The sequence below is a fragment of the Streptomyces phaeolivaceus genome (assembly GCF_009184865.1).
Lineage (GTDB): Bacteria > Actinomycetota > Actinomycetes > Streptomycetales > Streptomycetaceae > Streptomyces > Streptomyces phaeolivaceus.
The window spans coordinates 6629763-6653508 of record NZ_CP045096.1; the positions used below are offsets into that span (position 1 = coordinate 6629763).

Consider the following 23746-nt stretch of genomic DNA (forward strand, 5'->3'; position numbering starts at 1 on the left):
AGCAGAGGGGACGTGCACCGGGTCGGCAGTCTGCCCGGCCGAAGCGCCGTAGGCTGTTTGCGTGCTCTTGCTCGCTCTGGATACCGCCACCCCCGCCGTCACCGTCGCGCTGCACGACGGGAGCGACGTCGTCGCCGCGTCGAGCCAGGTGGACGCGCGGCGCCACGGGGAACTGCTGCTGCCCGCCGTCGACCGGGTCCTCGCCGAGGCGGGCACCCGCCTCGACGCCGTCACGGGCATCGTCGTGGGCATCGGTCCCGGCCCGTACACCGGGCTGCGCGTCGGCCTCATGACCGCCGACACCTTCGGCCTCGCCCTCGGGGTCCCCGTCCACGGCCTGTGCACCCTCGACGGCCTCGCGTACGAGGCGGAGGGCGAGGTGGACGGACCGTTCGTGGTGGCCACCGACGCCCGGCGCAAAGAGGTGTACTGGGCGAGATACGACAGCCCCCGCGCGCGGGTGACCGCACCGGCCGTCGACCGGCCCGCCGAGATCGCCGAGCTGGTGGCGGGGCTGCCCGCGGTCGGGGCCGGGGCGGTCCTCTACCCCGACACCTTCCCCGACGCCCGCGCGCCCGAGCACGTCTCCGCCGCCGCGCTCGCCGCGCTCGCCGCCGAACGGCTCGCGGCGGGCGAGGAGTTGGAGGCGCCCCGGCCGCTGTATCTGCGCCGGCCCGACGCCCAGGTGCCCAAGAACTACAAGGTGGTCACCCCGAAGTGACGACCCCGGTGCTGCGCGAGATGCGCTGGTGGGACATCGAGCCCGTCCTGGAGCTGGAGAAGGACCTCTTTCCCGAGGACGCCTGGTCCCGGGGCATGTTCTGGTCGGACCTCGCCCACGCGCGGGGGCCCAACGCCACCCGCCGCTACTACGTGGCGGAGGAGGCCGGCGGCGACGGGCGGATCATCGGCTACGGCGGCCTCGCCTCCGCCGGGGACACCGCCGACGTGCAGACCATCGCCGTCGCCCGTGAGCACTGGGGCACCGGCCTCGGCGCGCTGCTCCTCACCGCGCTGCTGCGGGCCGCCACCACCTTCGAGTGCGCCCAGGTGCTGCTGGAGTGCCGGGTCGACAACGTCCGCGCCCAGAAGCTCTACGAGCGCTTCGGCTTCGAGGCGATCGGCTTCCGCCGGGGCTACTACCAGCCGGGGAACGTGGACGCGCTGGTCATGCGCCTCAACGACCCCTCCACTTCCGTATCCGCACAAGGAACCGAGATCAATGGCTGACGAACCCCTGGTCCTGGGGATCGAGACCTCCTGCGACGAGACCGGTGTCGGTGTCGTGCGGGGGACCACCCTGCTGGCGGACGCGATCGCGTCCAGCGTCGACGAGCACGCCCGGTTCGGCGGGGTGGTGCCCGAGGTGGCCTCCCGCGCGCACCTGGAGGCGATGGTCCCGACCATCGACCGGGCGCTCAAGGAGGCGGGGGTGAGCGCGAGGGATCTGGACGGGATCGCCGTCACGGCCGGGCCCGGTCTCGCGGGCGCGCTGCTCGTCGGTGTCTCGGCGGCCAAGGCGTACGCCTACGCGCTCGGCAAGCCGCTGTACGGCGTCAACCACCTCGCCTCCCACATCTGCGTCGACCAGCTGGAGCACGGGGCACTGCCCGAGCCGACGATGGCGCTGCTGGTGAGCGGCGGGCACTCCTCGCTGCTGCTGTCGACGGACATCACGTCGGACGTACGGCCCATGGGGGCCACCATCGACGACGCGGCGGGCGAGGCCTTCGACAAGATCGCCCGCGTGCTGAACCTCGGGTTCCCGGGCGGGCCCGTCATCGACCGGTACGCGAAGGAGGGGGACCCGACCGCCATCGCCTTCCCGCGCGGGCTGACCGGGCCCCGCGATCCCGCCTACGACTTCTCCTTCTCCGGCCTCAAGACCGCCGTGGCCCGCTGGATCGAGGCCAAGCGGGCGGCCGGGGAGGACGTTCCGGTGCGGGACGTCGCCGCTTCCTTCCAGGAGGCGGTGGTGGATGTGCTGACCCGCAAGGCGGTACGGGCCTGCAAGGACCAGGGTGTCGATCATCTGATGATCGGTGGCGGGGTCGCCGCCAACTCCCGGCTGCGCGTGCTCGCCCAGGAGCGCTGCGAGGCCGTCGGCATCCGGCTCCGGGTCCCCCGGCCCAAGCTGTGCACGGACAACGGCGCGATGGTCGCCGCGCTGGGCGCGGAAATGGTCGCGCGGGGGCGCGCCGCGTCCGACTGGGATCTGTCGGCGGACTCGTCGCTGCCGGTGACGGACCCGCATGTGCCGGGGCACTCCCACGACCACGGCCACGGACACGACCACGTTCACGAGGTCAGCAAGGAGAACCTGTACTCGTGACGGTCGCGTTGATGTGGGAGGCGCGGGCGGTGGCCGGGCGGGGGGAGGAGCTTCTCGCCTGGGCTCGGGATCAGGGGTTGTCGGTAAGGCCGCTGCGGCGCGAGACGTTCCGGGCGCCGGGGGACCGGGTGCTGGTCATCACGTGGTGGGACGCTGCGTACGACGCGGAGTTGCCGGAACTGCCGGAGCCGGAGGGCGAGTTGGTCACTCGGCCTGTCCACCGGTGGCGGTTCGAGTCGGTGGAGCAGGGGGCGTGAGGCCGCGTCGGTGCTGACGTTCGCCGATGCGGTCCAGGGCCAGGAAGAGGACGGGGGCGCAGGCCAGGGGGACGCCCAGGAGCAGCGGGTAGGTGTGCGTCGGCTGGTCGGTGAAGACCAGCGCGAAGTCGACGACCAGCAGGGCGACCATGAGCACCGCGCTCGCGACGGCCGCCCGCAGCCAAGCAGTGCGGCGCCGCTTTCCGCGTGCGATGCGGTCCTCCACGTCCGGTCGCGTGTCCAGTGAGGTCAGACCCAGTCGCAGGGCGGTGGCGCCCAGGTCGGCGATCTCGGCGATGGGGTCGGTGAGTTGGTACTCGTCGACGTGCGGGAGGCGGACCCTGCCTCCGGCGGTGGTGTAGAGGTATCCCGACCAGCGGGGACTGCCCCACTTGATGTCCTCGACCCGGATGCCGTAGATCTCGGACCAGGCCCAACTGCGGGTGCGGATCGCTCCGCGTACGGTGACGCCTTCGGCGGTGACCGACGTACGCGACCTGAACTGCTCCAGCGCGACTCGGCCGGCGACGGTCAGCCAGGCCGTCACGGCCAGCGCGTCCCCGGTCGACGGGCCGATCGTCGCCATCGAGCCGACCGACATGGCGGTGATCAGTGCCGCCGCGGCCAGCAGGGCGAGGGAGGCGGGGTGTATGCCGCGCCGTCTTCGGTACTCGCGCTCTGTTCCGTTGCTCATCGGGTTGTTATAGCCCGGTTCTGTGAACGTGGGGTAAGGGGGTCGCTGCGCGCGTACTGAGGGGGGAGTACGTGGTGTTCGGCGGACAGTATGGCGATCGGGCCGTCACTCTGGGTTGATGATGCGCGGTGTGGAGTGGGCTGCGCAGGGGCCGGGTGGTGAGCCCGAGTCGTCGGACAGCATGGGGGATCTGGTACTGCTGCAGTCCGAGGGCGAGTTCGGGGTACCGGTGGCCTACTGGGATCTGTTCCGCGTGGCGGACGGGAAGATCGTGGAGCACTGGGACGTGATCGCCGAGGTCCCGGACGAACTGCCGCACGCCAACGGCCTGTTCTGAAGTGGTGGGTGAAGAATCATGAGTGACCCGACCTACGCGGGGAAGACCTTCCGCTTCGGCGTCGACAACGGCGTCGTCTTTCACAACACCTACGCCGCCGACGGCACTGGTCTGCGCTACGAGACGGTCGCCGGGCCGACGAAGGGCGCGGTCGAGGACGTGCGTCTGCACGCCGCCGAGGTGAGCGCGGGTGTGTTCATCGTGGGCTGGGTGGAGCAGTCGGGCATGACCGTCACCCATGCGATGAACCTCAACACCAAGACCGTCCATGCGTTCTGGACGTACGAGACCCCGGACGGCCGGGTCGGCGAACTCCACACCGGCACGCTCGAGGAAATCTGAGCAGACAGGTTCCTTTCGCATGCGGCAGCGTCGTCCGGCATGCGAAGGGAACCCGAACCTGAGCATGCCCGCACCGACGGCCTCGCGGACGCGAATGGGGGGCCGATCGGTCGTATCGCCGCCCCGCCGCTGACCGGGGTGTCGGTGCCGGCCCCGCGCATCCGACGCCCGCCTCCGATCCCCGAGGGAAACGCCCTCGGGGAGGCCACGCGGGTCCCCCAGGCTCAGCCCCCGGATTCGCCGCTCCAAACCGCTGTATTACGTCGAACCCGGGCGTGTGGCCGGTCGAGGTCGTGGGCCGGCGGGTTGCGGGCGGCCGAGCGCTCGGAGCGGGTCGTGGTGACCGCCTCGTCAGCGGCTGGTTGCCTGGGCCCGTGACGTCAGGGTCCAGTGCCGAACCGGTCGGCTCGGCCACCGCACGAACGACGTCCTCGCCCCGTTGCCGGCCCCACCGCACCGCACGGACCTCACTGTTGTGGGCGGGGTCGGCCTTCCTGTCGAAGGCCGGTTCTGACGGGCCCGCCCAAGAATCCCGGCCGGAGGCCCTCCCTGCCCGGCATCGGGCCGTCACCCGCCGGGGCGGTTCTGATGGTGCGTCCTGTTGCCGCCGCGAGCCGCCGATTCGGCCGGTCAACCGTCGAGAGAGGAACTTGACACCTGTCAGGAAAGTCGTCTAGCCTGATGGCGTCAGGACGTTCTGCTGGCGAGATACTTGAAACTTCACTCTCGCGCGGCTCGCGGCGACCCCGAGCGGCGGCCCTCCCGGGCCGCCCTCCGGTCGCCGCAGCCCGCGAAGCGGGCGGAAGTTGACGTGAGAGGTATGGGAATGAAGAAGACGATTCAGGCGATCCAGCGCGGCCGTGCGGGGCGCCTCGTCGCGGCTGCGGTCGTGAGTGGTGCCCTCATCGGCCTGACCGCGGCCACTCCGGCACAGGCGGCCACGAGGCATAATCTGATGATCACGAACGTCCCGTCCGGTACCAATTATGTCAGGGTATGGGTTGGTGCTGAGGTCACACTCCGCTGCCTCCCCGTTCAGGCGGGCAAGGACAAGAACGCCGGTGTCAGCGTGACCTCCGGTAGCTCTGTGTACACCCAGAGCTACAAGGAGTGTGATGGCTTCATGATTTCCGGGTCTGCCCGCAGTAGGACCGTTCCCGACAACCTGACGACCACGAACTACTGGTTCTCGTTGAAGTAGTCGCCTTACCGGGCTCGCTCTCGCCTCCGTGACCGGATCCCCAGGAAGCGGGACGCGGCGCGAAGCCCACCGTGCCTCCGGCGGGCTGATGCGGGCCCAGGCCGGCCGGGCGACCGGACGACGATGCCTGTCCCGCGTTCGACGACGGCCCGGGTCACGCACTCCGTGCGCGGGTCGGCCGTCGTCGCTTCACCGGCCCGGGTCGGACCTCGTCGAGGGGGCGAGGGCCGAAGGCTCGGTCAAGGACGCTCGGTCGCCGTCTCGCCGCCGTAGACGGCGAACACGACGTCCGCGTCGTCGGCACGCACCCGTCCCGCCGACGCCCTTGCCACGAACGACGTCGCCCGCGGCCTTCATCTCACCCGCCGAGACCCTCTGTGCGTGTGCCTGGTGCACGCCCGCCAGGCCGCCACACCGGGCCACGCTCACCGAGGTCTGGTGATGCTCATGTTGAAGACGATCCCGCGCGGGAACAACGACGACGCCTCCGGCGACGGCGGAAACTCCGGCTGAAGGCCACTCTCCTCGGACGCCCCAGAGGGCGGGAGACCGGCAAGGTTCACCTCGCTGCCGGCCGGAAGTGCCCCCCGCCGGCGTCCGTCCTGACTGCGGGCCAGGCAGCGGACAGCCCGCAGTCCATCCCGGTCCTGAAGAAGGTGCGGGTGCGCGGGCCCGTCGGCTGCCCCCGCACCCGGCCGGACGCGGTCGCCGGGGACAAGGCGTACTCGTCCCGCGGAAACCGCTCCCACCTGCGCAAACGCCGGATCAAGGCGGTCATCCCGGAGAAGAGGGATCAGGCCGCCAACCGGAAGAAGGGCCCATGAGGAGGCCGGCCCGTCAGCCATGACGCCGACCCCTGCAAGGAGAGGGATACCGTCGAGCGCCTGATCAACAAGCTCAAGGCACGTCGAGGCATCGCCACCCGGTACGACAAGACCCCCGACAGCTACCTCGCCGGTCTCCACCTGCGTGCCTCAATGATCTGGATCAGAGATCTCACCCGGACCACCCAGTGATCACAACTCGATACGCGCCCTGAGTCCCCTGGACTTCCTGAGCCTGCTGGAGCGGATCAGAGGAGCGTGATGAGCATCACCGAACCGGGGTGGTTCAAGTCCAGCTACAGCACGGACCAAGGTGACAGCTGCATAGAAGTCGGCCTGGACTGGCGCAAGTCCACGTACAGCGGCACCCAGGGCGACAACTGCATAGAGGTCGCCGCCACCCCGCCACCATCCACATCCGCGACTCAAAGACACCACACGCCCCCACTTCGCCCTCGGCCCCCCCGCCTGGGCCACCTTCGTCACGCACGCGGCAGCCCAGGCGGACTGACCGTCAGCGCTCGGCCACCCGGACCGTCGTCTCACAGTGCAACCGGCGGTCCGGGCCCACCTCGCGTACCGGCCCCGTCAGCGTCAGCTGAACCCGGTGGCGCACATCGACACTCGACGCGCCCAACCGCAGTTCCAGGGCACCCGGTTCGACCACACGCCGTCCCGTGCGCCCCGTGAACGACGAGACGTCGGGGTGGAAGCGGAACGTCACGCGGGACGCGGCCCCCGGCTCCAACTCCAGCCGCTGGTAGGCGATCAGGCGTACGTCCGGGCGGGTCACCGAGGCCACCGGGTCGTGCAGGTACAGCTGGACGACCTCCGCCCCCGCCCGCTCTCCCGTGTTGCGGACGGTCACCGACACCTCTCCCTCCCCACCGCCGTCCTCGAAGTCCGTCCACGCGAACGTCGTGTACGAGCGGCCGTACCCGAAGGGATACAGCGGGGTCGGGTCGAGATTGCTCGCCGCGCCGACCAGGCCCAGCGGCGGCTGGAGGTACGTCCACGGCTGGCCCCCGGGGCGGCTCGGGACGCTCACCGGGAGACGGCCGGACGGGGAGACGCGGCCCGACAGCACTCCCGCCACAGCCGGGCCGCCCTCCTCCCCGGGGAAGAACGCCTGGACCACGCCCGCCAGTTGCCCGTGCCAGCGGCCGAGCGCGTACGGGCGCCCGGTGAGCAGGAGCGCCACCACCGGCGTACCCGTGGCGATGAGCGCGTCCAGCAACTCCGCCTGCGCCCCCGGCAACCGGAGGTCCTCCGCGTCGCAGCCCTCGCCCGACGTACCCCTGCCGAACAGACCCGCCCGGTCGCCCAGTACCGCTACGCAGACATCCGCCTCGGACGCCCGTGCGACCGCCTCGGGGAAGCCGCCGGTGTCGTCGCCGTCGACGTCGCTGCCGGCCGCGTAGGTGATCTTCGCGTCGGGGAGTTCGGTGCGGAGGGAGTCCAGGACCGTGGGGATCTCGATACCCAGCGGGGTGCCGGGGTGGGCCGGGAGGACGTGGGAGGGGAACGAGTAGCAGCCCAGCATGGCGAGGGGGTCGTCCGCGCGGGGGCCCACGACCGCGATACGGATGTCGGGGGCCAACGGCAGCACCGCGTCCGGGTTGTCCAGGAGCACGATCGACTCCTCGGCCAGGCGGCGGGCCAGGGCGCGGTTCGCCGGCGAGTCGAGGTCGATCCGACCCGGGCCGGTGGCAGAGGCCACCTCCGGGGCCCAGTCCTCGTCCAGCAGACCCAGCTCGCACTTCTGTGACAGAACCCGGCGTACGGCCCGATCCACCAGCGCCTCGGGGATCGCGCCCGCGCGCACGGCCTCCACCAGGGGCTCGCCGTAGCAGCGCAGGGTGGGGAGTTCCACGTCCACGCCCGCCGCGAGCGCCGCGTGCGCGGCCTGCGCGCGGTCGCCCGCCACGCGGTGGTTCGTCTCCAGGAAGCCGACGCCGAAGTAGTCGGAGACGACGGTGCCGGTGAAACCCCAGTCGTCGCGCAGGAGTTCGGTCAGCAGGTGCGGGTCCGCCGAGACCGGGACGCCGTCCGTCTCCGTGTACGCCGCCATCACCGAGCGCGCGCCGCCCTCGCGCAACGCCATCTCGAACGGGGGGAGGGTCACGTCCGCGAACTCCCGTACACCCGCCCGTACCGGCGCGTGGTTGCGGGCGCCCACGGACGCCGCGTACCCGGCGAAGTGCTTGAGCGTGGCGACGATCCCGGCCGACTCCAGGCCACGGACGTACGCCGTGCCGACCGTACCCACCAGATACGGGTCCTCGCCGATCGTCTCCTCGACCCGTCCCCAGCGCGGGTCGCGGACCACGTCGAGCACCGGGGACAGGCCCTGGTGGATGCCGACCGAGGCGAGGTCGCGGCCGATGTGGCGGGCCATCTCCTCCACGAGCGCGGGGTCGTAGGTCGCGCCCCAGGCCAGCGGGACCGGGTACGCGGTCGCGCGCCAGGCGGTGAAGCCGGCGAGGCACTCCTCGTGGGCGATCGCCGGGATGCCGAAACGGTTCGCGGCCATGATGCGGCGCTGGGCGCGGGCCAGGGCACGCGCGCCCAGCGCCGGGTCCACGGGGGCCGTGCCGAAGGTGCGGGTGAGCTGGCCGAGGCCCCGGGTGATCAGCTCGTCGAAGTCGAACGCCTCCCGCATCTCCTCCTCGTCGGGAGCGATGTCCTCGCCGTTCGAGTCGGCCTTCACCCACACGCCGTACAGCTGGGCGGTCTTCTCCTCCAGGGTCATCCGGGAGAGCAGATCCTCGACCCGGGCCGCTGCGGACAGGGCCGGGTCACGCCAAGGGGTGGTCATGAAACTCCTGTCAGGACTGTCAGGGGTCGGTGAGTTTCCGTGGCAACGATGCGAAGCGGGCTCACTTGCCGCCCACACCCATCAACCCGCCTATCAGCGCCCGTCGCGCCACCAGGTACACGGTGAAGATCGGGATGCCGGAGAGGACGACCGAGGCGAGCAGGGCGGGGATGTTGACGCCGAACTGGCTGACGTAGTTGAACAGTCCGAGGGTGAGGACCCGGGGGCCGTCGGACTGCGTGAAGATCAGCGGGAAGAGGAAGCCGTTCCAGGCCTGGAGCGCGGAGAAGATGACGACCGTGCTGATGCCGCCCTTGGCCAGGGGGACCGTGAGCTGGAACAGCATGCGCAGGGGTGACGCGCCGTCCAGGGCCATCGCCTCGTAGAGGTCTTCCGACACATCCCGCAGTGTGCCTACCAGGACCAGGACCGAGACGGGCATCGCGAAGGCCGCCGTCGGGAGGATGACGGCCAGGAGGGTGTCGTAGAGGTCGAGCTTCGCGATCAGCAGATACAGCGGCACGACGACCGCCTGCGCCGGGATCGCCACGCCCAGGAGGAACAGGCGGAAGGCCGCGTTCGACCAGCGGTCGCGGGTGCGGACGGTGACGTAGGCGAGGGGGATGGAGAGGGCCAGGACGATGCCGACGACCGAGACCGCGACGATCGCCGTGTTACTGAGCAAGTGGCCGAAGCCGCTGGTCAGGACGGTGTTGTAGTTGTCCAGGGTCGGGTCGGCGGGGGGCTTGAGGGGGTTGCCGGTGAGGGCCTTGTCCGCGCCCGTCAGGGACGCCGACAGCATCGCGTAGATCGGGATCAGGACGATGACCAGCCAGACGAACGCGCCCAGGCCCGCGACCGGGTTGGCGCGCCTGCTCCAGTGGCGTGCGCGGCGGGGCGCGCGCACCGGCTCACGCGCGGGCTCATTCGTCTTTCTCGGGGGCGCCGCCAGTGTGTCGTGTGACATTCCGTGCCGTCACATCCCTTCGCGGGTACTGCGCATCGTGCCGAAGCCGGTCAGCCGGACCAGGACGAGCGACAGGCCCGTCGCGGCGATGACCAGGGAGGACGCGATGGCGCTGGCGTAGCCGAAGTCGTACGTCTTGAAGCCCGCCTCGTACATCAGGTACGGCAGGATCGCCGTGTCCGTGCCGGGGCCGCCCTTGGTGAGGATCAGGACCGTCTCGAAGTACGTCAGGGAGCCGACCACCATCAGGACGGTCGAGGTCGTGATCGTGTGGCGCAGCTGCGGGAGCGTGATCGAGAAGAACTGGCGGTAGCGGCCGGCGCCGTCGATGGCCGCCGCCTGGTACAGGACGTCCGGGATCTGGCGGGCCCCGCCCTGGTAGATCAGGGTGTGGAAGGGGATGAACTGCCAGCCGCCGACGAAGACGATCGCGAGGAACGCGCCGCTCTGCGAGCCCAGGGTGTCCCGCTGGATGATGCCGAAGTTCGGGTCGAGGAGGGCGTAGAACAGGATCGCGATGGCGGTGGAGGAGAGCAGGAACGGGACGAAGAAGATCGCGGAGAGGACCGCGCGATTGCGCTGCCGGCCCGCCGCCCAGACGCCCAGGAGCAGGGCGATCACCGTCTGGAAGACCCAGCTGGCGGCCGTCAGGACGACCGTCAGCCACAGGGACTGGGTCATCCGGGGGTCGTCGAGCAGTTTCCGCCAGTTGTCGAGACCCACGGGCACGGGGTCGCCGAGGCCGTCCCAGCTGGTGAAGGAGAGATAGAGGGCGAGGGCCATCGGGACGACCGCGAAGAAGGTGAAGAAGAGGACACCGGGGAGCGCCCAGGCGGCGTGCGGGCGCCCGGCCCGGTGCGCGTGGTGCGCCGGGCGCTTCTCCCGCCTCCCCTCCCGCTTCTCCGCCGTCGGGGCCTTCTCGACCGCGACGGTCACTTCAGCCCCTTGCATGCCGTCACGAAGTCGGCCGGCGAGGACTGGCCCGCGAACAGCTTGCCTATCTCCGTGTGCATCTTGGTGCCGAGGCCGTCACCGAGCGCCTGGTCCCAGGAGAGCGTGAAGGCGGGGGCCTGCTGGACCATGTCGTACTGGAACTTCGCGTACTCCGGGTTGGGCGCGGAGGAGAGGAGATCGGCCGCGTTGGAGGTGGTCGGGACGTCGCCGTTGTCGATGAGGGCCTGGGCGTACGCCTCCGACGCGCAGTCCTTCAGGAAGCCGACCGCCAGATCCTTGTTCTTCGTACGGGCGTTGATCGACCAGTAGTTGGTGGGGTTGCCGACGACATTGCGGACGTCGCCCGTGCCGCCCTCGACCGTCGGGAAGGCGGCCCAGCCCAGGTTGCTCCTGGCGAAGTCCGGGAACTTGCCGAGCTGCGTGGAGTACTCCCAGGAGCCCATCAGATGCATGGCCGCCTTGCCGCGCGCGAAGACCGCCGGGGCGCCGCCGTTGACGTACGACACCGAGGTGAACTTGGAGCCGAAGGCGCCGTCGTCGATGAGTTCCTTGACCAGCTCGGCGGCCTTGAGGACGGTCGGGTCGCCCCAGCCCTCGGCGTCGCCGTCCTGGATGCGTTTGAAGACCTCGGGGCCGCCGATCCGGTCGACCAGGTACTCCAGCCACATCAGCTCGGGCCAGACGTCGGAGCCGCCGAGCGCGAAGGGGGTGATCTTCGCCTTCTTCAACTTGGCGTTGATGTCGAGGAGTTGGTCCCAGGTGGTGGGCGGCTGGAGCTTGTGCTCGGCGAAGACGGTCTTGTTGTAGAAGAGGATCACGGGCTGCATGCCGCGCATCGGGATGCCGTAGTGGCGGCCCTTGAGATCACCGGCCGCGAGCACCGAGGGCAGGAAGCCGTCCTTGAGGACCGGGTCGCCCTCGATGATGTCGGTGAGGTCGACGAGCTTGCCCGCCTCCTCGTACGGCTTGATGGAACCGCCGCCCCAGTTGAAGAAGATGTCCGGGGCGCTCGGGGAGCCCATCGCCGTGCGCAGCTTGGGGGAGTAGTCGGAGCCGGGGACCTTCTGCAGCTTGACGGTGCCGCCGGCCTTCTTCGCGGCGGCCGACTTGTTGTACCGGTCGACGCCCGCCTGCTGGACCTTCACCGCGTCGTCGCCGTACACGAACGCGGTGAGCGTCTTGCCGTCCCCGCCGCCCGCGCCACCGCCGGAGCCGCAGGCGGTGAGGCCGGTACCGAGACCGGCGAGACCGACGGTGAGCAGCGAGGCGGAACCGGCGCCGAGGAAGCGGCGCCTGCTGAGGGGGTGGGCGCCCCCGCCGCCGCTGGTACCGCCGCCGGGGACCTGGCCTCTACTCGACTCCATGGGAGCACCCTTCGCGAATGTTCGACGTGTACATGCGGGCGTGCGAATGTTTCGGATGGGACTTCGAATGTTCCGGGAACGTATGACCGTCGAAAGGGTTCGTCAAGAGGTCGCGCAGGGATACGATCCCGCTCATGAAGCCCGCGAAGCCCGAGGAAACCCAGACAAGAGCGCGCGTCTCGCAGTCCACACAGACCGCGACGCTCGCCGAGATCGCCCGCCAGGCCGGCGTCTCGGCTCCGACTGTTTCGAAGGTGCTCAACGGCCGCGCGGACGTCGCGCCCGCCACCCGCACCCGTGTCGAGGAGCTGCTGCGCGAGTACGGCTACCGCCGCCGGCGCGCCGAGGCGACCCGGTCCCCCCTCATCGACCTGGTCTTCCACGAGCTGGAGAGCGCCTGGGCGATGGAGGTCATCCGGGGCGTGGAGAACATCGCGCGGGAGGAGGGCCTGAGCGTCGTCCTCTCCGAGAGCGCGGGGCGGCTCACCCCCGGCCGCACCTGGGCCGACCAGGTCGCGGCCCGCCGCCCGCACGGCGTCGTGCTCGTCCTGTCGGGGCTGGACGAGTCCCAGCGCGCGCTGCTCACCAGCCGCTCCATCCCGTTCGTGGTGATGGACCCGGCGGGCGACCCCGGCGACGACGTGCCCTCGATCGGCGCCACCAACTGGCAGGGCGGCCTCGCCGCCACCCGGCACCTGGTCGAGCTGGGCCACCGGCGGATCGGCGCCATCAGCGGACCCTCACGGATGATGTGCGGCCGTGCCCGCGTCGACGGCTACCGGGCCGCGCTGGAGACGGCCGGGCTGCCGGTCGCCGACGATCTGATCAAGGCCGGGGACTTCCACCACGAGACCGGCTACCGCCTCGGGCTCGATCTGCTGCGCCGCCCCGACCGTCCGACTGCGGTCTTCGCGGGCAACGACCTCCAGGCCCTCGGCCTCTACGAGGCCGCCCGCGAACTGGGCCTGCGCATCCCCGAGGACCTCAGCGTCGTCGGCTTCGACGACCTCCCGGTGGCCCGCTGGGTCGGCCCGCCCTTGACGACCGTACGCCAGCCCCTGATGGAGATGGCCGAGGCGGCGGCCCGCCTGGTGCTGGACCTCGGCCGCCAGGACGGGGGGCCTTCGACGGCGACGCGGGTGGAGCTGGCGACGAGCTTGGTGGTGCGGAGCAGTACGGGGGCCGTGCCCCTTTAGGGGCGCGCTCTGAAGGGGCGCGGGGCTGTGTCGATGTGCGGCTCCGCCGCGTGGGCGCGACAAGCCACGACGAACGGGTCAGCCGGCCACGAACCGATCCCGGCAGACGCGTGTCCGGATGTTGATGTATTGACGGTTGACGCAACCCCCTCCACACTCCTCCGAAGTCAATCGGTTGCACCACCGAAACTTTCGGAGGCACCCGCAATGAGACCCTCCCTGAGTACCCTGCTCACCGGCATCGCGGCCCTCGCCGCCCTGCTGGTCACCGCCCCCACCGCCCACGCCGCCGACCCACCCCTGCGCGACCTCGCCGCGGCCAAGGGCAAGGCGATCGGCACCGCCGTCACCGGCTCCAAGCTCACCGGCACCTACGGCGACATCGCGGCCGGGGAGTTCAACTGGCTCACCCCCGGCAACGCCATGAAGTGGGGCTCGGTCGAACCCACCCGGGGCAACTTCAACTGGACCGAGGCCGACCAGATCGTCGCCTTCGCCGAGGCCCACGACCAGGACGTACGCGGCCACACCCTGGTCTGGCACAGCCAGAACCCGAGCTGGCTGACCAACGGCACCTGGACGCCCGCCCAGCTCGGCACCCTGATGAACGACCACATCGCGCTCGAAGTCGGCCGCTACAAGGGCCGCCTGGCCGCCTGGGACGTGGTCAACGAACCCTTCAACGAGGACGGCACCTACCGCCAGACCGTCTGGTACAACGGCCTCGGCGCCGACTACATCGCCCAGGCACTGACCGCCGCCCGCGCCGCCGACCCGGCCGCCAGGCTCTACATCAACGACTACAACGTGGAGGGCGTCAACGCGAAGAGCACGGCCCTCTACAACCTGGTCCGCGACCTCAAGGCACGCGGCGTCCCCATCGACGGCGTCGGCCTCCAGGCCCATCTGATCCTCGGCCAGGTCCCCTCCACCCTCCAGCAGAACATCCAGCGCTTCGCCGACCTGGGCGTGGACGTCGCCATCACGGAACTCGACATCCGTATGCAACTCCCCTCCACCGCGGCCAAGTTGGCGCAGCAGCGCACCGAGTACGACGCCGTGGTCAAGGCCTGCGTGGCCGTGACCCGCTGCACCGGCGTCACCGTCTGGGGCTTCACCGACTCCGACTCCTGGATCCCGGACACGTTCCCGGGACAGGGCGCGGCCACCCCGTACGACGAGAACTACGCGCCGAAACCCGCGTACTACGGCATCGTGACGGCACTCGGCGGCACTGTCACCGAGCCACCGGTCCCGGCCGGGTGCTCGGCGGCGTACAGCGTCCCGAACCAGTGGAACACCGGCTTCACCGGCAACGTCACGATCAGCTGCGCGGCCGGCTCCTCGCTCTCCTCCTGGCGGGTCACCTGGACGTTCGGAGCGGGGCAGCAGGTCGGGCAGGCCTGGAACGCGACCTGCACCCAGACCGGCGCGGCCGTCAGCTGCGCCAACGCCTCCTGGAACGGCGGTGTACCGAGCGGCGGTTCGGTGAGCTTCGGCTTCAACGGCACCTGGACCGGAAGCAATCCGCTCCCGACCGTGACGCTGGGCTGAGAAGTCTGAGAATTCCCGAAGGAATGCCGCCAGGAGGTTCTGCCCGTAACAATTCGGACGTAAGTTCCTGTGCGTGAATGGTGAAGAAAGCGCGTTCGGGGACGCCGAGGACAACAGCGGGGGCGCGGGCGGACAGCGGCGGCGCTGGCTGAAGATCGCCGGTTGCGCGCTCGCCGGCGCCCTCGTACTCGGCGCGGGCGGGGCGGGCTGGGCGTTCTGGCGGCTCAACGACAACATCAGGAGCGTAGACATCAACAGCGCGCTCGGCGACAACCGCCCCGCGAAGGCCCAGTCCTCCGCCGAGCCCTCCACGTCGGCCTCCGCCTCGCCGCTGCCGAGCGGCGCCCTGAACATCCTCGTCCTCGGCTCCGACTCCCGCAGCGGCAAGGAGAACGCCGAACTCGGCGGCGGTGGCGAGAGTTCGGGCGCCCGCTCGGACACCGCGATGGTCGTCCACATCGACGAGGGCCGCACCGGGGCGACGGTCGTCAGCATCCCCCGCGACACGCTCGTCACCCGCCCGTCCTGCCCGCTGGAGTCGGGCGGTTCGACGGCGGTCGCGTACAACGTCATGTTCAACACGGCGTACGCGGTCGGCGGTCCGGTCTGCGCGGTCAAGACCGTCGAGTCGATGACGGACGTCCGCATGGACCACTACATCGAGATCGACTTCGCCGGCTTCGCGAAGCTGGTCGACGCGCTCGGCGGCGTCACGGTGACGACGGACGAGGACATCGACGACGAGGATTCGCATCTGACCCTGGAGGCGGGCACCCACCACCTGGACGGCGAGCAGGCCCTCGCCCTCGCCCGCACCCGCCACGGCATCGGCGACGGCAGCGACCTCGGCCGCATCGGTCTCCAGCAGAAACTGGTCAAGTCCCTGCTGGACCAGATCTCCTCGACCGACCTCCTCACCAACCCCGCCCAGCTCTACCGCGCCGCCGACGCCGTCACCGGCAGCCTCACCACCGACACCGGCCTCGACTCCCTCACCGAACTGGTCACCCTCGGCGAAAGCCTGCAGGGCCTGTCGTCGACCGCCACGAAGACCGTCATGATGCCGGTGGTCACGGCCTCCTACGACCGCAACCGGGTCGTCGCGGACGAGCCGGAGGCGAGCGAGCTGTGGGAGTCGCTCAAGTAGCCGAAGCTGCGGTGGAAAGAGTTTCCGGGAAATCCCGGCGGCCGTGTCGATCCGGCGTGCGGCCGTTCGACGCATGGGTGAGAGTCGGGGACAGGCCCCGCTCGCCGATGCGTTGGGAGTCACCATGCCGCGCTATCTGTCACTGGTCCAGATCGACGAGAAGACCGCCCCCGCCGAGGGACCCAGCCCCGAGCTGATGCAGCGGATGGGCGAGCTGCTGGAGGAGATCACCAAGGCCGGGGTCATGCTCGACACCGCCGGGCTGACGCCGTCCGCACAGGGGACACGGGTGCACTGGGAGGGCGGGAAGATCTCCGTCACGGACGGGCCGTTCACCGAGTCCAAGGAGGTCGTCGGCGGCTACGCGCTGATGCAGTGCAAGGACATGGCCGAGGCGATCGAGTGGACCAAGCGGTTCCTGAAGGTGCACGGGGAGGAGTGGACCGTCAGCTGTGAGGTGCGGGAGGTCGCGGAGGGCTGAGTCCCCCCGGCGGCCTGTTTGGCGGGGCCGTCCTCCGGGTGTCTGATGGTGGGCTGTGACCTCACAGCCCACCGCGGACCTGAAGACGACCGTCGAGACCGTGTTCCGGATCGAGTCGCCCCGGATCATCGCCGGGGTCGCGCGGATCGTGCGGGACGTCGGGATCGCGGAGGAGCTGGCCCAGGACGCTCTGGTCGCCGCGCTGGAGCAGTGGCCGCGCGACGGGGTGCCGGACAACCCGGGAGCCTGGCTGACGGCCACGGCCAAGCACCGGGCGATCGATCTCGTACGCCGCCGGGAGCGGTACGCGCGCAAGCTCGCCGAGGTGGGGCGGGACCTGGAGACGGCGGGACCGTATCTCGACCGGCCGTCCGACCCGGACGACATCGACGACGACCTGCTCCGCCTCGTCTTCACGGCCTGCCACCCGGTGCTCTCCGCCGAGGCCCGGATCGCCCTCACCCTCCGCCTCCTCGGCGGCCTCACCACCCCCGAGATCGCCCGCGCCTTCCTGGCCCCCGAGGCGACCGTCGCCCAGCGGATCGTCCGCGCCAAGCGCACGCTCGCGACGAAGAACGTCGCCTTCGAGGTGCCGTACGGCCCCGACCGCGAGGCCCGCCTCGACTCTGTCCTCGAGGTCATCTACCTGATCTTCAACGAGGGGTACGCGGCCACCGCCGGCGACGACCTGCTGCGCCCCGCGCTCTGCGAGGACGCCCTCCGGCTGGCGCGCGTGCTGGCCCAGTTGATGCCCAGGGAACCCGAGGTGCACGGCCTGGTGGCGCTGCTGGAGCTCCAGGAGTCACGGGCCGTCGGCCGCACGGGGCCCTCCGGGGAGCCGGTCCTGCTGAAGGACCAGGACCGCCGCCGCTGGAACCGCCTCCTCATCGCCCGCGGCTTCACCGCCCTCGGCCGCGCCACGGCCGCCGCGAGCGGCGCCCCCGGCCCGTACGCGCTCCAGGCCGCCATCGCCGCGTGCCACGCCCGGGCTCACACGTACGAGGAGACGGACTGGCCCCGCATCGCCACCCTCTACGCCCTGCTGGCCGCCCGCACCCCGTCCCCCGTGGTCGAACTCAACCGCGCCGTCGCCGTCTCCATGGCCGAGGGCCCCGCCCCCGCCCTGGAGATCGTCGACCGCCTCGCCACGGAACCCGCCCTCCGCGACTACCACTTGCTCCCGAGCGTCCGAGGCGACCTACTGCTCCGCCTCGGCCGTACGCAGGAGGCCCGCACCGAGTTCGAACGAGCGGCCGGCCTGGCCCGCAACGAACGGGAACGGGCACTGCTGCGGGCGAGGGCGGAGGAGGCCGGGGAGGGGGAGCCGAGCTGAGCCCTGAAGGGGCGGCGGAGCCGCCTTTCAGGGGCGCGGGGAACTGCGCGACCAGCCACGACGCCGCCGCACCCGAACGACGGCCCTCACTCACACAGGGCGCCCGATCAACATCGTCGGCGCCCCCGCCACCCGCGTCAGAAACACCGTCGCCGCCCCCCGCCCCTGCGGCTTGACCTTCCTCCGCAGTTCCTCCGGCTCGACAGCCGACCCCCGCTTCTTCACGGTCAGGATCCCAACCCCCCGCTCCCGCAGCAGCGCCTTCAACTTCTTCACATTGAAGGGCAGTTGATCGGTGATCTCATAGGCGGTCGCATACGGCGTGCCCCGGTGCTCGTCGGCCGTGACGTACGCGATCGTGGGGTCGACCAGCCCACCGGCCAACTCCTCGGCGACCTCGGCCACCAGATGGGCCCGGATGACCGCACCGTCGGGCTCGTACAAGTACCGCCCCACGGCCCGGACTTCGGGATCCGGCAGCCCCCGCCCACGCAGGCTCCGGGGTCCGGGCAGCAGCGTCGCCCGCACCGCACCCGCCTCCCCCGTCCCGAACCAGAGCACCGCCTCCTTCACATCGCCGCCGTCGGAGATCCACTCGGCCTCGGCCTCGGCGGGGATCGCCTGGTGCGGGATGCCCGGGGCGATCTTCAGGGCGGCGCGCGGGGCCTTGAGCGCGGTGGCGACGGCCCAGGAGAGCGGCGGGGAGTACGCCTCGGGGTCGAAGATCCGGCCGCGGCCGGAGGAGCGCCGGGCCGGGTCGACGAACACGGCGTCGTACCCGGCCGTCTCCACCTCCGTCACATCCGCCTCGCGCACCTCGATCAGTTCGGCGAGGCCGAGCGCGTCGGCGTTGGCGCGGGCCACCGCCGCCGTCAGCGGGTCGCGGTCGACGGCCAGCACGCGGATCCCGGCGCGCGCGAGGGCGATCGCGTCGCCGCCGATGCCGCAGCACAGGTCGGCGACGGAGGTCACGCCGAGCGCGCGCATCCGCTCCGCCCGGTACGTCGCCACGCTCGTCCGCGTCGACTGTTCGACCCCGTTCGGCGTGAAGAACATCCGGTCCGCGTCCGCCGCCCCGAACTTCACGACCGCCCGCTGCCGCAGCCGGGCCTGCCCGAGGGCCGCCGAGACCAGGTCCGCCGGGTGGTCGCGGCGCAGCCGGGTCGCCACGGCCAGCTCCCGCGCCGGTTCGACTCCACGCACCTCGTCGAGGAGGGCGGCCCCCTCGGGGGTGAGGAGGGGGGTGAGGTAGGTGGCGGGGTCGAGGTCGTTCACCGGGTCATTGTCGGTCATGCGGTCGGGGGAGGGGGTGTGTGGGCCACTCGGTGGATGGTCGGGGCCCGGTGGCGGTGTCGGGGCGGTGCGGACGGGGTGTCCTGCGAGGATGCAGCGCCATGCGATTCGTACGACAAAATGATGTAAAGAGTGCGAAGTGGGCGGGCTTCCTGAGCCGGAGGGGCGGCGGCCGGGGCCGTGGTGGTGGCGGCCGTGGCGGCGTACGGGGTGGCCTCGCCGTACTCGCCGCGGCGGTCATCGCGTCCGGGTGCGGAGGTGGAGGCGGGGCCGGCGGCGAAGGCGGCCGGGAGGCGTCGGAGCGGGGCTCGTCCGGGGCCGCCCCCGGCACCGCAGGCCCGGCCCACGGCCAGGAGCGCGGCCAGGGGAATGTGCATGAGCGCGGGCAAGGGAATGGGCAGGAGACCGGGCAGGAGACCGGCCAGGAGCGTGGGCAACGGCGCTTCGACGCCGCGCGGGTCGCCGCCGCGAAGCGCTGGGGGCTGGCCGAGGTACCCCTGCTCGCGCCCGCGCCTCCCGCGCGGAAACCCGTGCCTGGGACACGCGAGGGGTTCGAGGTCGACGGCCACCAGGAGGACGGACTCCCGCCGGTCTTCACCACCGTCCCCACCCGCGACAAGGTCCTCTTCCTCACCATCGACGACGGCGCCGAGAAGGACCCCGAGTTCCTGCGCATGATGAGCGAACTGGACGTCCCCTACACCGCCTTCCTCAGCGACTACCTGGTCAAGGAGGACTACGGCTACTTCGAGCGGATGCGGGACAAGGGCGTCGCCCTCAACAACCACACCCTCAACCACCGCCACCTCCCCTCCCTCTCCTACGACGCCCAGAAGCGCGAGATCTGCGGCATGCAGGACGTGATCGAGAAGCGGTACGGCAAGCGGCCGACGCTCTTCCGGCCGCCGTACGGCAACTACGACCGGGACACCCTGCGCGCCGCCAAGGCCTGCGGCATCGCGGCCGTCCCGCTCTGGAACGAGGAGGTCTTCGTCGACCGCTGGGACTACCGCGAATCCGACCGCCGACTCCGCCCCGGCGACATCGTCCTCACCCACTTCCGCGGCAAGTCCGACTGGAACGGCACCATGCCCGACATGATCCGCCGCTTCCTGAACCACGCCACCACCGAGGGCTACGCGGTGGCGAGGCTGGAGGACTACCTGTGAGGGGCACCGGGGGGAGCCGGGGGAGGGGAGGAGCCCAGCCCCGGGGAGGGGGGAGGGCGGGGCGGAGGGGGCGTGCGGTGTGGGGAGGGCGTCTGGCGCCGGGCAGGTGGGTGGCGTGGGTGGCGCGCTGGGTGGGCGGTGGCGCCGGGGAAGCGCGCGCGCCGCGTCGCCGGGCGTCTGCGCCGCGCCATGGGGCGTGCGGCGCGACAGCTCGTACGCCGGACCCATGCGCGTCGACAGTCGGTACGCCGCTCGCCCGTGCCTCGGCCGGCCCTTCCGCACGCCCGGCCCTCTCCGCCCTCACGGCCCTCGCCGTCCTGTTCCTCGCCGGGTGCGCGGCCGATCCCGCCGACCGGGCGGACCGGGCCGAAGCGGCGGCGCCCGCGCTGGCCGGGACCCCGGAATCGGCCCGCTCTCCGGCGCCGCCGCTCGCCGCGCCCTCGCCCCCGACCACGCACCCCGGGGGCCAGGGCCCCGCCGTTCCGCACCCCGGCGCAGGCGCCCCGCTCCCCACCGCTCCCCACCACCCCCACACACCCCCTTACCGCCGCTGGGGCCTCCCCGCCCCCCTCGCTCCCGCGCCCGAGAAGCCCGATCGGCCGCCCACGCCCCGTACGGCGGGCCCGGGGCTGCCGCCCGTCGTCGACCGGGTGCGGACGCGCGACAAGGTGGTGTTCCTGACGTACGACGACGGGGCCGAGAAGGACCCCCGGTTCGTCGACATGGTCAGGGAACTGCGGCTGCCGGTGAGCATGTTCCTGACGGACAGCGTCGTGGGGCCGGGATACGGCCACTTCGCACGGCTGCGGGCGGTCGGCGCGACCGTACAGAACCACACCCTCGACCACACCGGCCTGCGCGGCCTGCCGTACGCCGGACAGCGCGCCGAGATCTGCGGCCAGCAGAACAAGCTGCGGCAGCGCTTCGGCGTCCGGCCGACCCTCTTCCGCCCGCCCTACGGCGTCTACGACACCACCACGCTCCGCGCCGCCGCCGACTGCGGCATCACGGCCGTCGTCCTGTGGCGCGCGTCCATGCAGATCAACGATCTCCGTTACGCGGTCGGCGACCGCCTCCGCCCCGGCGACATCGTCCTCGCCCACTTCCGGGGCCCGGAGCAGCTGAACGGCACCACGCTCACGGAGATGACGACGCGACTCCTGCGCCGTATCCAGCAACAGGGCCTGACGGTCGGACGCCTGGAGGACTACCTCTGACCCCCGCGACTCCCCGCCGCGCTCCACGGAATTAGCAGTCCGCTTGACCGAGTGCTAATCGCGGTCATAGTCTCAGGTCTGGCACTCCCCACTGGAGAGTGCCAACTACGCGACGGGCAGGTCCGGCACCCGCGACGACGGATCCACCTGGTCGCCACCTCAGACAGTTAACCCCGTGAGATCTCCGAAGGGGGAGGTCGGATCGTGACGACCACCAGCTCCAAGGTTGCCATCAAGCCGCTCGAGGACCGCATCGTGGTCCAGCCGCTCGACGCCGAGCAGACCACGGCCTCTGGCCTGGTCATCCCGGACACCGCCAAGGAGAAGCCCCAGGAGGGCGTCGTCCTGGCCGTGGGCCCGGGGCGCTTCGAGAACGGCGAGCGCCTGCCGCTCGACGTCAAGACCGGCGACATCGTGCTGTACAGCAAGTACGGCGGCACCGAGGTGAAGTACAGCGGCGAGGAGTACCTCGTCCTCTCGGCTCGCGACGTGCTCGCGATCATCGAGAAGTAGTTCACCCGCTTCCTCACCGAAGCACACCGCTTTGAGCTGCGCCCCTGGCCCCCGCGACCTATGAAGCCGGGCGTTGGGGGCGCAGTTCGTTTCACCCACGTTTTCCGAGAGGGCTGAACCGCTCCCATGGCGAAGATCCTGAAGTTCGACGAGGACGCCCGTCGCGCCCTCGAGCGCGGCGTCAACAAGCTTGCCGACACGGTCAAGGTGACGATCGGCCCACGTGGCCGCAACGTCGTCATCGACAAGAAGTTCGGCGCCCCCACCATCACCAACGACGGTGTCACCATCGCCCGCGAGGTCGAGGTCGACGACCCGTACGAGAACCTCGGTGTCCAGCTGGTGAAGGAGGTGGCGACCAAGACCAACGACATCGCGGGCGACGGCACCACCACCGCCACCGTGCTCGCCCAGGCGCTCGTGCGCGAGGGCCTGAAGAACGTCGCCGCGGGTGCTTCCCCGGCCGCCCTGAAGAAGGGCATCGACGCCGCGGTCAAGGCCGTGTCCGAGGAGCTCCTCGCGACCGCCCGCCCGATCGACGAGAAGTCCGACATCGCCGCCGTCGCCGGTCTGTCCGCCCAGGACCAGCAGGTCGGCGAGCTGATCGCCGAGGCGATGGACAAGGTCGGCAAGGACGGTGTCATCACCGTCGAGGAGTCCAACACCTTCGGTCTGGAGCTGGACTTCACCGAGGGCATGGCCTTCGACAAGGGCTACCTGTCGCCGTACTTCGTCACCGACCAGGAGCGTATGGAGGCCGTCCTCGACGACCCGTACATCCTCATCCACCAGGGCAAGATCAGCTCCATCCAGGACCTGCTGCCGCTGCTGGAGAAGATCATCCAGACCAACTCCTCCCGGCCGCTGCTGATCATCGCCGAGGACGTCGAGGGCGAGGCCCTGTCGACCCTGATCGTGAACAAGATCCGTGCGATCTTCAACGCGGTCGCCGTCAAGGCTCCCGGCTTCGGCGACCGCCGCAAGGCGATGCTGCAGGACATGGCGACGCTGACCGGCGCCGAGGTCATCTCCGAGGAGGTCGGCCTCAAGCTCGACCAGGTCGGCCTGGACGTGCTCGGCTCCGCCCGCCGCGTCACCGTCACCAAGGACGACACCACGATCGTCGACGGCGCCGGTGAATCCGGTGCCGTCCAGGGCCGTATCTCCCAGATCAAGGCCGAGATCGAGAACACGGACTCCGACTGGGACCGCGAGAAGCTCCAGGAGCGTCTCGCGAAGCTGGCCGGCGGCGTGTGCGTGATCAAGGTCGGCGCCGCCACCGAGGTGGAGCTGAAGGAGAAGAAGCACCGTCTGGAGGACGCCATCTCCGCGACCCGCGCCGCGGTCGAGGAGGGCATCGTCTCCGGTGGTGGCTCCGCGCTCGTCCACGCCGTGAAGGTCCTGGAGAGCAACCTCGGCAAGACCGGCGACGAGGCCACGGGTGTCGCGGTCGTCCGCAAGGCCGCCGTCGAGCCGCTGCGCTGGATCGCGGAGAACGCCGGCCTGGAGGGCTACGTCATCACCTCCAAGGTAGCCGAGCTGGACAAGGGCCAGGGCTTCAACGCCGCCACCGGCGAGTACGGCGACCTGGTCAAGCAGGGCGTCATCGACCCGGTCAAGGTCACCCGCTCCGCCCTGGAGAACGCCGCCTCCATCGCCTCCCTCCTCCTCACGACCGAGACCCTGGTCGTCGAGAAGAAGGAAGAGGAGCCGGCCGACGCGGGCCACGGCCACGGCCACTCCCACTGACGAC

Annotated in this window: 23 protein-coding genes and 2 pseudogenes; 19 read left to right on the forward strand and 6 right to left on the reverse strand. The window is 71.0% G+C overall.

Features of this window, described 5'->3' with window-relative positions; translation table 11 throughout:
• Positions 1 to 61: 61 nt before the first annotated feature.
• From tsaB to F9278_RS30865, 4 genes are read left to right on the forward strand one after another with little or no spacing between them, the layout of a single operon-like run.
• Positions 62 to 721 carry a tRNA (adenosine(37)-N6)-threonylcarbamoyltransferase complex dimerization subunit type 1 TsaB gene (gene tsaB, locus F9278_RS30850; protein WP_152171217.1) on the forward strand — a complete coding sequence of 220 codons (660 nt, stop codon included), beginning with the start codon at positions 62 to 64 and terminating at the stop codon, positions 719 to 721.
• Positions 718 to 1230 carry a ribosomal protein S18-alanine N-acetyltransferase gene (rimI, locus tag F9278_RS30855; RefSeq protein ID WP_152171218.1) on the forward strand — a complete coding sequence of 171 codons (513 nt, stop codon included), beginning with the start codon at positions 718 to 720 and terminating at the stop codon, positions 1228 to 1230. The genes tsaB and rimI overlap by 4 nt, the downstream gene beginning before the upstream one ends.
• Positions 1223 to 2332, forward strand: a complete 1110-nt coding sequence (gene tsaD, locus F9278_RS30860) for a tRNA (adenosine(37)-N6)-threonylcarbamoyltransferase complex transferase subunit TsaD (RefSeq protein WP_152171219.1) — start codon at positions 1223 to 1225, stop codon at positions 2330 to 2332. Before rimI ends, tsaD begins: the two co-directional genes overlap by 8 nt.
• Positions 2329 to 2589 carry a hypothetical protein gene (locus tag F9278_RS30865; RefSeq protein WP_152171220.1) on the forward strand — a complete coding sequence of 87 codons (261 nt, stop codon included), beginning with the start codon at positions 2329 to 2331 and terminating at the stop codon, positions 2587 to 2589. Before tsaD ends, F9278_RS30865 begins: the two co-directional genes overlap by 4 nt.
• Here F9278_RS30865 and F9278_RS30870 read toward each other — a convergent pair.
• Positions 2537 to 3283, reverse strand: a complete 747-nt coding sequence (locus tag F9278_RS30870; RefSeq protein ID WP_152171221.1) for a PH domain-containing protein — start codon at positions 3281 to 3283, stop codon at positions 2537 to 2539. The two genes, F9278_RS30865 and F9278_RS30870, sit on opposite strands and share 53 nt — an antisense overlap.
• Before the next feature lie 130 nt (positions 3284 to 3413).
• Between F9278_RS30870 and F9278_RS30875 the strand changes: the two genes are divergently transcribed.
• From F9278_RS30875 to F9278_RS48860, 6 genes and pseudogenes are all read left to right on the forward strand, one after another.
• The gene (locus F9278_RS30875) at positions 3414 to 3620 is read left to right on the forward strand and encodes a nuclear transport factor 2 family protein (RefSeq protein WP_152171222.1); all 207 of its coding nucleotides are present in this window, start codon (positions 3414 to 3416) and stop codon (positions 3618 to 3620) included.
• A gap of 18 nt (positions 3621 to 3638) precedes the next feature.
• Positions 3639 to 3962: a MoaF-related domain-containing protein gene (locus tag F9278_RS30880; RefSeq protein WP_152171223.1), complete on the forward strand. Its 324-nt coding sequence runs from the start codon at positions 3639 to 3641 to the stop codon at positions 3960 to 3962.
• 826 nt (positions 3963 to 4788) lie between these two features.
• Positions 4789 to 5163, forward strand: coding sequence for a hypothetical protein (locus tag F9278_RS30885; protein ID WP_152171224.1), 375 nt, complete (start codon positions 4789 to 4791; stop codon positions 5161 to 5163).
• Between the two features lie 381 nt (positions 5164 to 5544).
• Positions 5545 to 5676 (forward strand): hypothetical protein, encoded by a 132-nt coding sequence (locus F9278_RS48280; protein WP_264300232.1) that lies wholly within the window; start codon positions 5545 to 5547, stop codon positions 5674 to 5676.
• Positions 5640 to 6179, forward strand: a pseudogene (locus tag F9278_RS30890) (transposase); the annotation flags it as partial. The gene F9278_RS48280 and the pseudogene F9278_RS30890, both read left to right, overlap by 37 nt.
• Positions 6180 to 6248: 69 nt before the next feature.
• Positions 6249 to 6365: pseudogene (locus F9278_RS48860) on the forward strand (DUF397 domain-containing protein); the annotation flags it as partial.
• A gap of 136 nt (positions 6366 to 6501) precedes the next feature.
• On the opposite strand, the gene F9278_RS30900 reads toward F9278_RS48860, so the two are convergent.
• The 4 genes from F9278_RS30900 to F9278_RS30915 all read right to left on the reverse strand — a co-directional run bounded on the left by F9278_RS30900 (position 6502) and on the right by F9278_RS30915 (position 12090).
• Positions 6502 to 8805 (reverse strand): beta-xylosidase/alpha-l-arabinosidase, encoded by a 2304-nt coding sequence (locus tag F9278_RS30900; protein WP_152171225.1) that lies wholly within the window; start codon positions 8803 to 8805, stop codon positions 6502 to 6504.
• A gap of 61 nt (positions 8806 to 8866) precedes the next feature.
• A complete protein-coding gene (locus F9278_RS30905; protein WP_226967030.1) occupies positions 8867 to 9772 on the reverse strand; it encodes a carbohydrate ABC transporter permease in 906 nt (301 codons plus the stop codon).
• A 9-nt stretch (positions 9773 to 9781) separates the two neighbouring features.
• A complete protein-coding gene (locus F9278_RS30910; RefSeq protein WP_226967031.1) occupies positions 9782 to 10708 on the reverse strand; it encodes a carbohydrate ABC transporter permease in 927 nt (308 codons plus the stop codon).
• Complete coding sequence (locus F9278_RS30915) at positions 10705 to 12090, reverse strand: ABC transporter substrate-binding protein (RefSeq protein WP_152171226.1); 1386 nt, start codon at positions 12088 to 12090, stop codon at positions 10705 to 10707. Before F9278_RS30915 ends, F9278_RS30910 begins: the two co-directional genes overlap by 4 nt.
• A 134-nt stretch (positions 12091 to 12224) precedes the next feature.
• Here F9278_RS30915 and F9278_RS30920 point away from each other — a divergent pair, with 134 nt between their 5' ends.
• From F9278_RS30920 to F9278_RS30940, 5 genes are all read left to right on the forward strand, one after another.
• Positions 12225 to 13286 (forward strand): LacI family DNA-binding transcriptional regulator, encoded by a 1062-nt coding sequence (locus F9278_RS30920; RefSeq protein ID WP_152171227.1) that lies wholly within the window; start codon positions 12225 to 12227, stop codon positions 13284 to 13286.
• A 207-nt stretch (positions 13287 to 13493) separates the two neighbouring features.
• The gene (locus tag F9278_RS30925; RefSeq protein WP_152171228.1) at positions 13494 to 14840 is read left to right on the forward strand and encodes an endo-1,4-beta-xylanase; all 1347 of its coding nucleotides are present in this window, start codon (positions 13494 to 13496) and stop codon (positions 14838 to 14840) included.
• A 73-nt stretch (positions 14841 to 14913) separates the two neighbouring features.
• Positions 14914 to 15987, forward strand: a complete 1074-nt coding sequence (locus F9278_RS30930; RefSeq protein WP_226967032.1) for an LCP family protein — start codon at positions 14914 to 14916, stop codon at positions 15985 to 15987.
• Positions 15988 to 16111: 124 nt separating this feature from the next.
• A complete protein-coding gene (locus F9278_RS30935) occupies positions 16112 to 16468 on the forward strand; it encodes a YciI family protein (protein WP_152174231.1) in 357 nt (118 codons plus the stop codon).
• Between the two features lie 55 nt (positions 16469 to 16523).
• Complete coding sequence (locus F9278_RS30940; protein WP_152171230.1) at positions 16524 to 17801, forward strand: RNA polymerase sigma factor; 1278 nt, start codon at positions 16524 to 16526, stop codon at positions 17799 to 17801.
• Positions 17802 to 17891: 90 nt separating this feature from the next.
• Here the strand turns inward: F9278_RS30940 and F9278_RS30945 are convergent, their stop codons facing one another.
• Positions 17892 to 19094, reverse strand: coding sequence for a class I SAM-dependent methyltransferase (locus F9278_RS30945; protein ID WP_152171231.1), 1203 nt, complete (start codon positions 19092 to 19094; stop codon positions 17892 to 17894).
• A gap of 101 nt (positions 19095 to 19195) precedes the next feature.
• Here F9278_RS30945 and F9278_RS30950 point away from each other — a divergent pair, with 101 nt between their 5' ends.
• The 4 genes from F9278_RS30950 to groL all read left to right on the forward strand — a co-directional run bounded on the left by F9278_RS30950 (position 19196) and on the right by groL (position 23742).
• Complete coding sequence (locus tag F9278_RS30950; protein ID WP_152171232.1) at positions 19196 to 20263, forward strand: polysaccharide deacetylase family protein; 1068 nt, start codon at positions 19196 to 19198, stop codon at positions 20261 to 20263.
• 317 nt (positions 20264 to 20580) lie between these two features.
• On the forward strand, positions 20581 to 21480 hold the full coding sequence (locus tag F9278_RS30955) for a polysaccharide deacetylase family protein (RefSeq protein ID WP_152174232.1): 900 nt from the start codon (positions 20581 to 20583) through the stop codon (positions 21478 to 21480).
• Between the two features lie 204 nt (positions 21481 to 21684).
• Positions 21685 to 21993 (forward strand): co-chaperone GroES, encoded by a 309-nt coding sequence (gene groES / locus F9278_RS30960; RefSeq protein ID WP_019066754.1) that lies wholly within the window; start codon positions 21685 to 21687, stop codon positions 21991 to 21993.
• Positions 21994 to 22119: 126 nt separating this feature from the next.
• Complete coding sequence (groL, locus tag F9278_RS30965; protein WP_152171233.1) at positions 22120 to 23742, forward strand: chaperonin GroEL; 1623 nt, start codon at positions 22120 to 22122, stop codon at positions 23740 to 23742.
• The last annotated feature ends 4 nt before the right edge of the window (positions 23743 to 23746 follow it).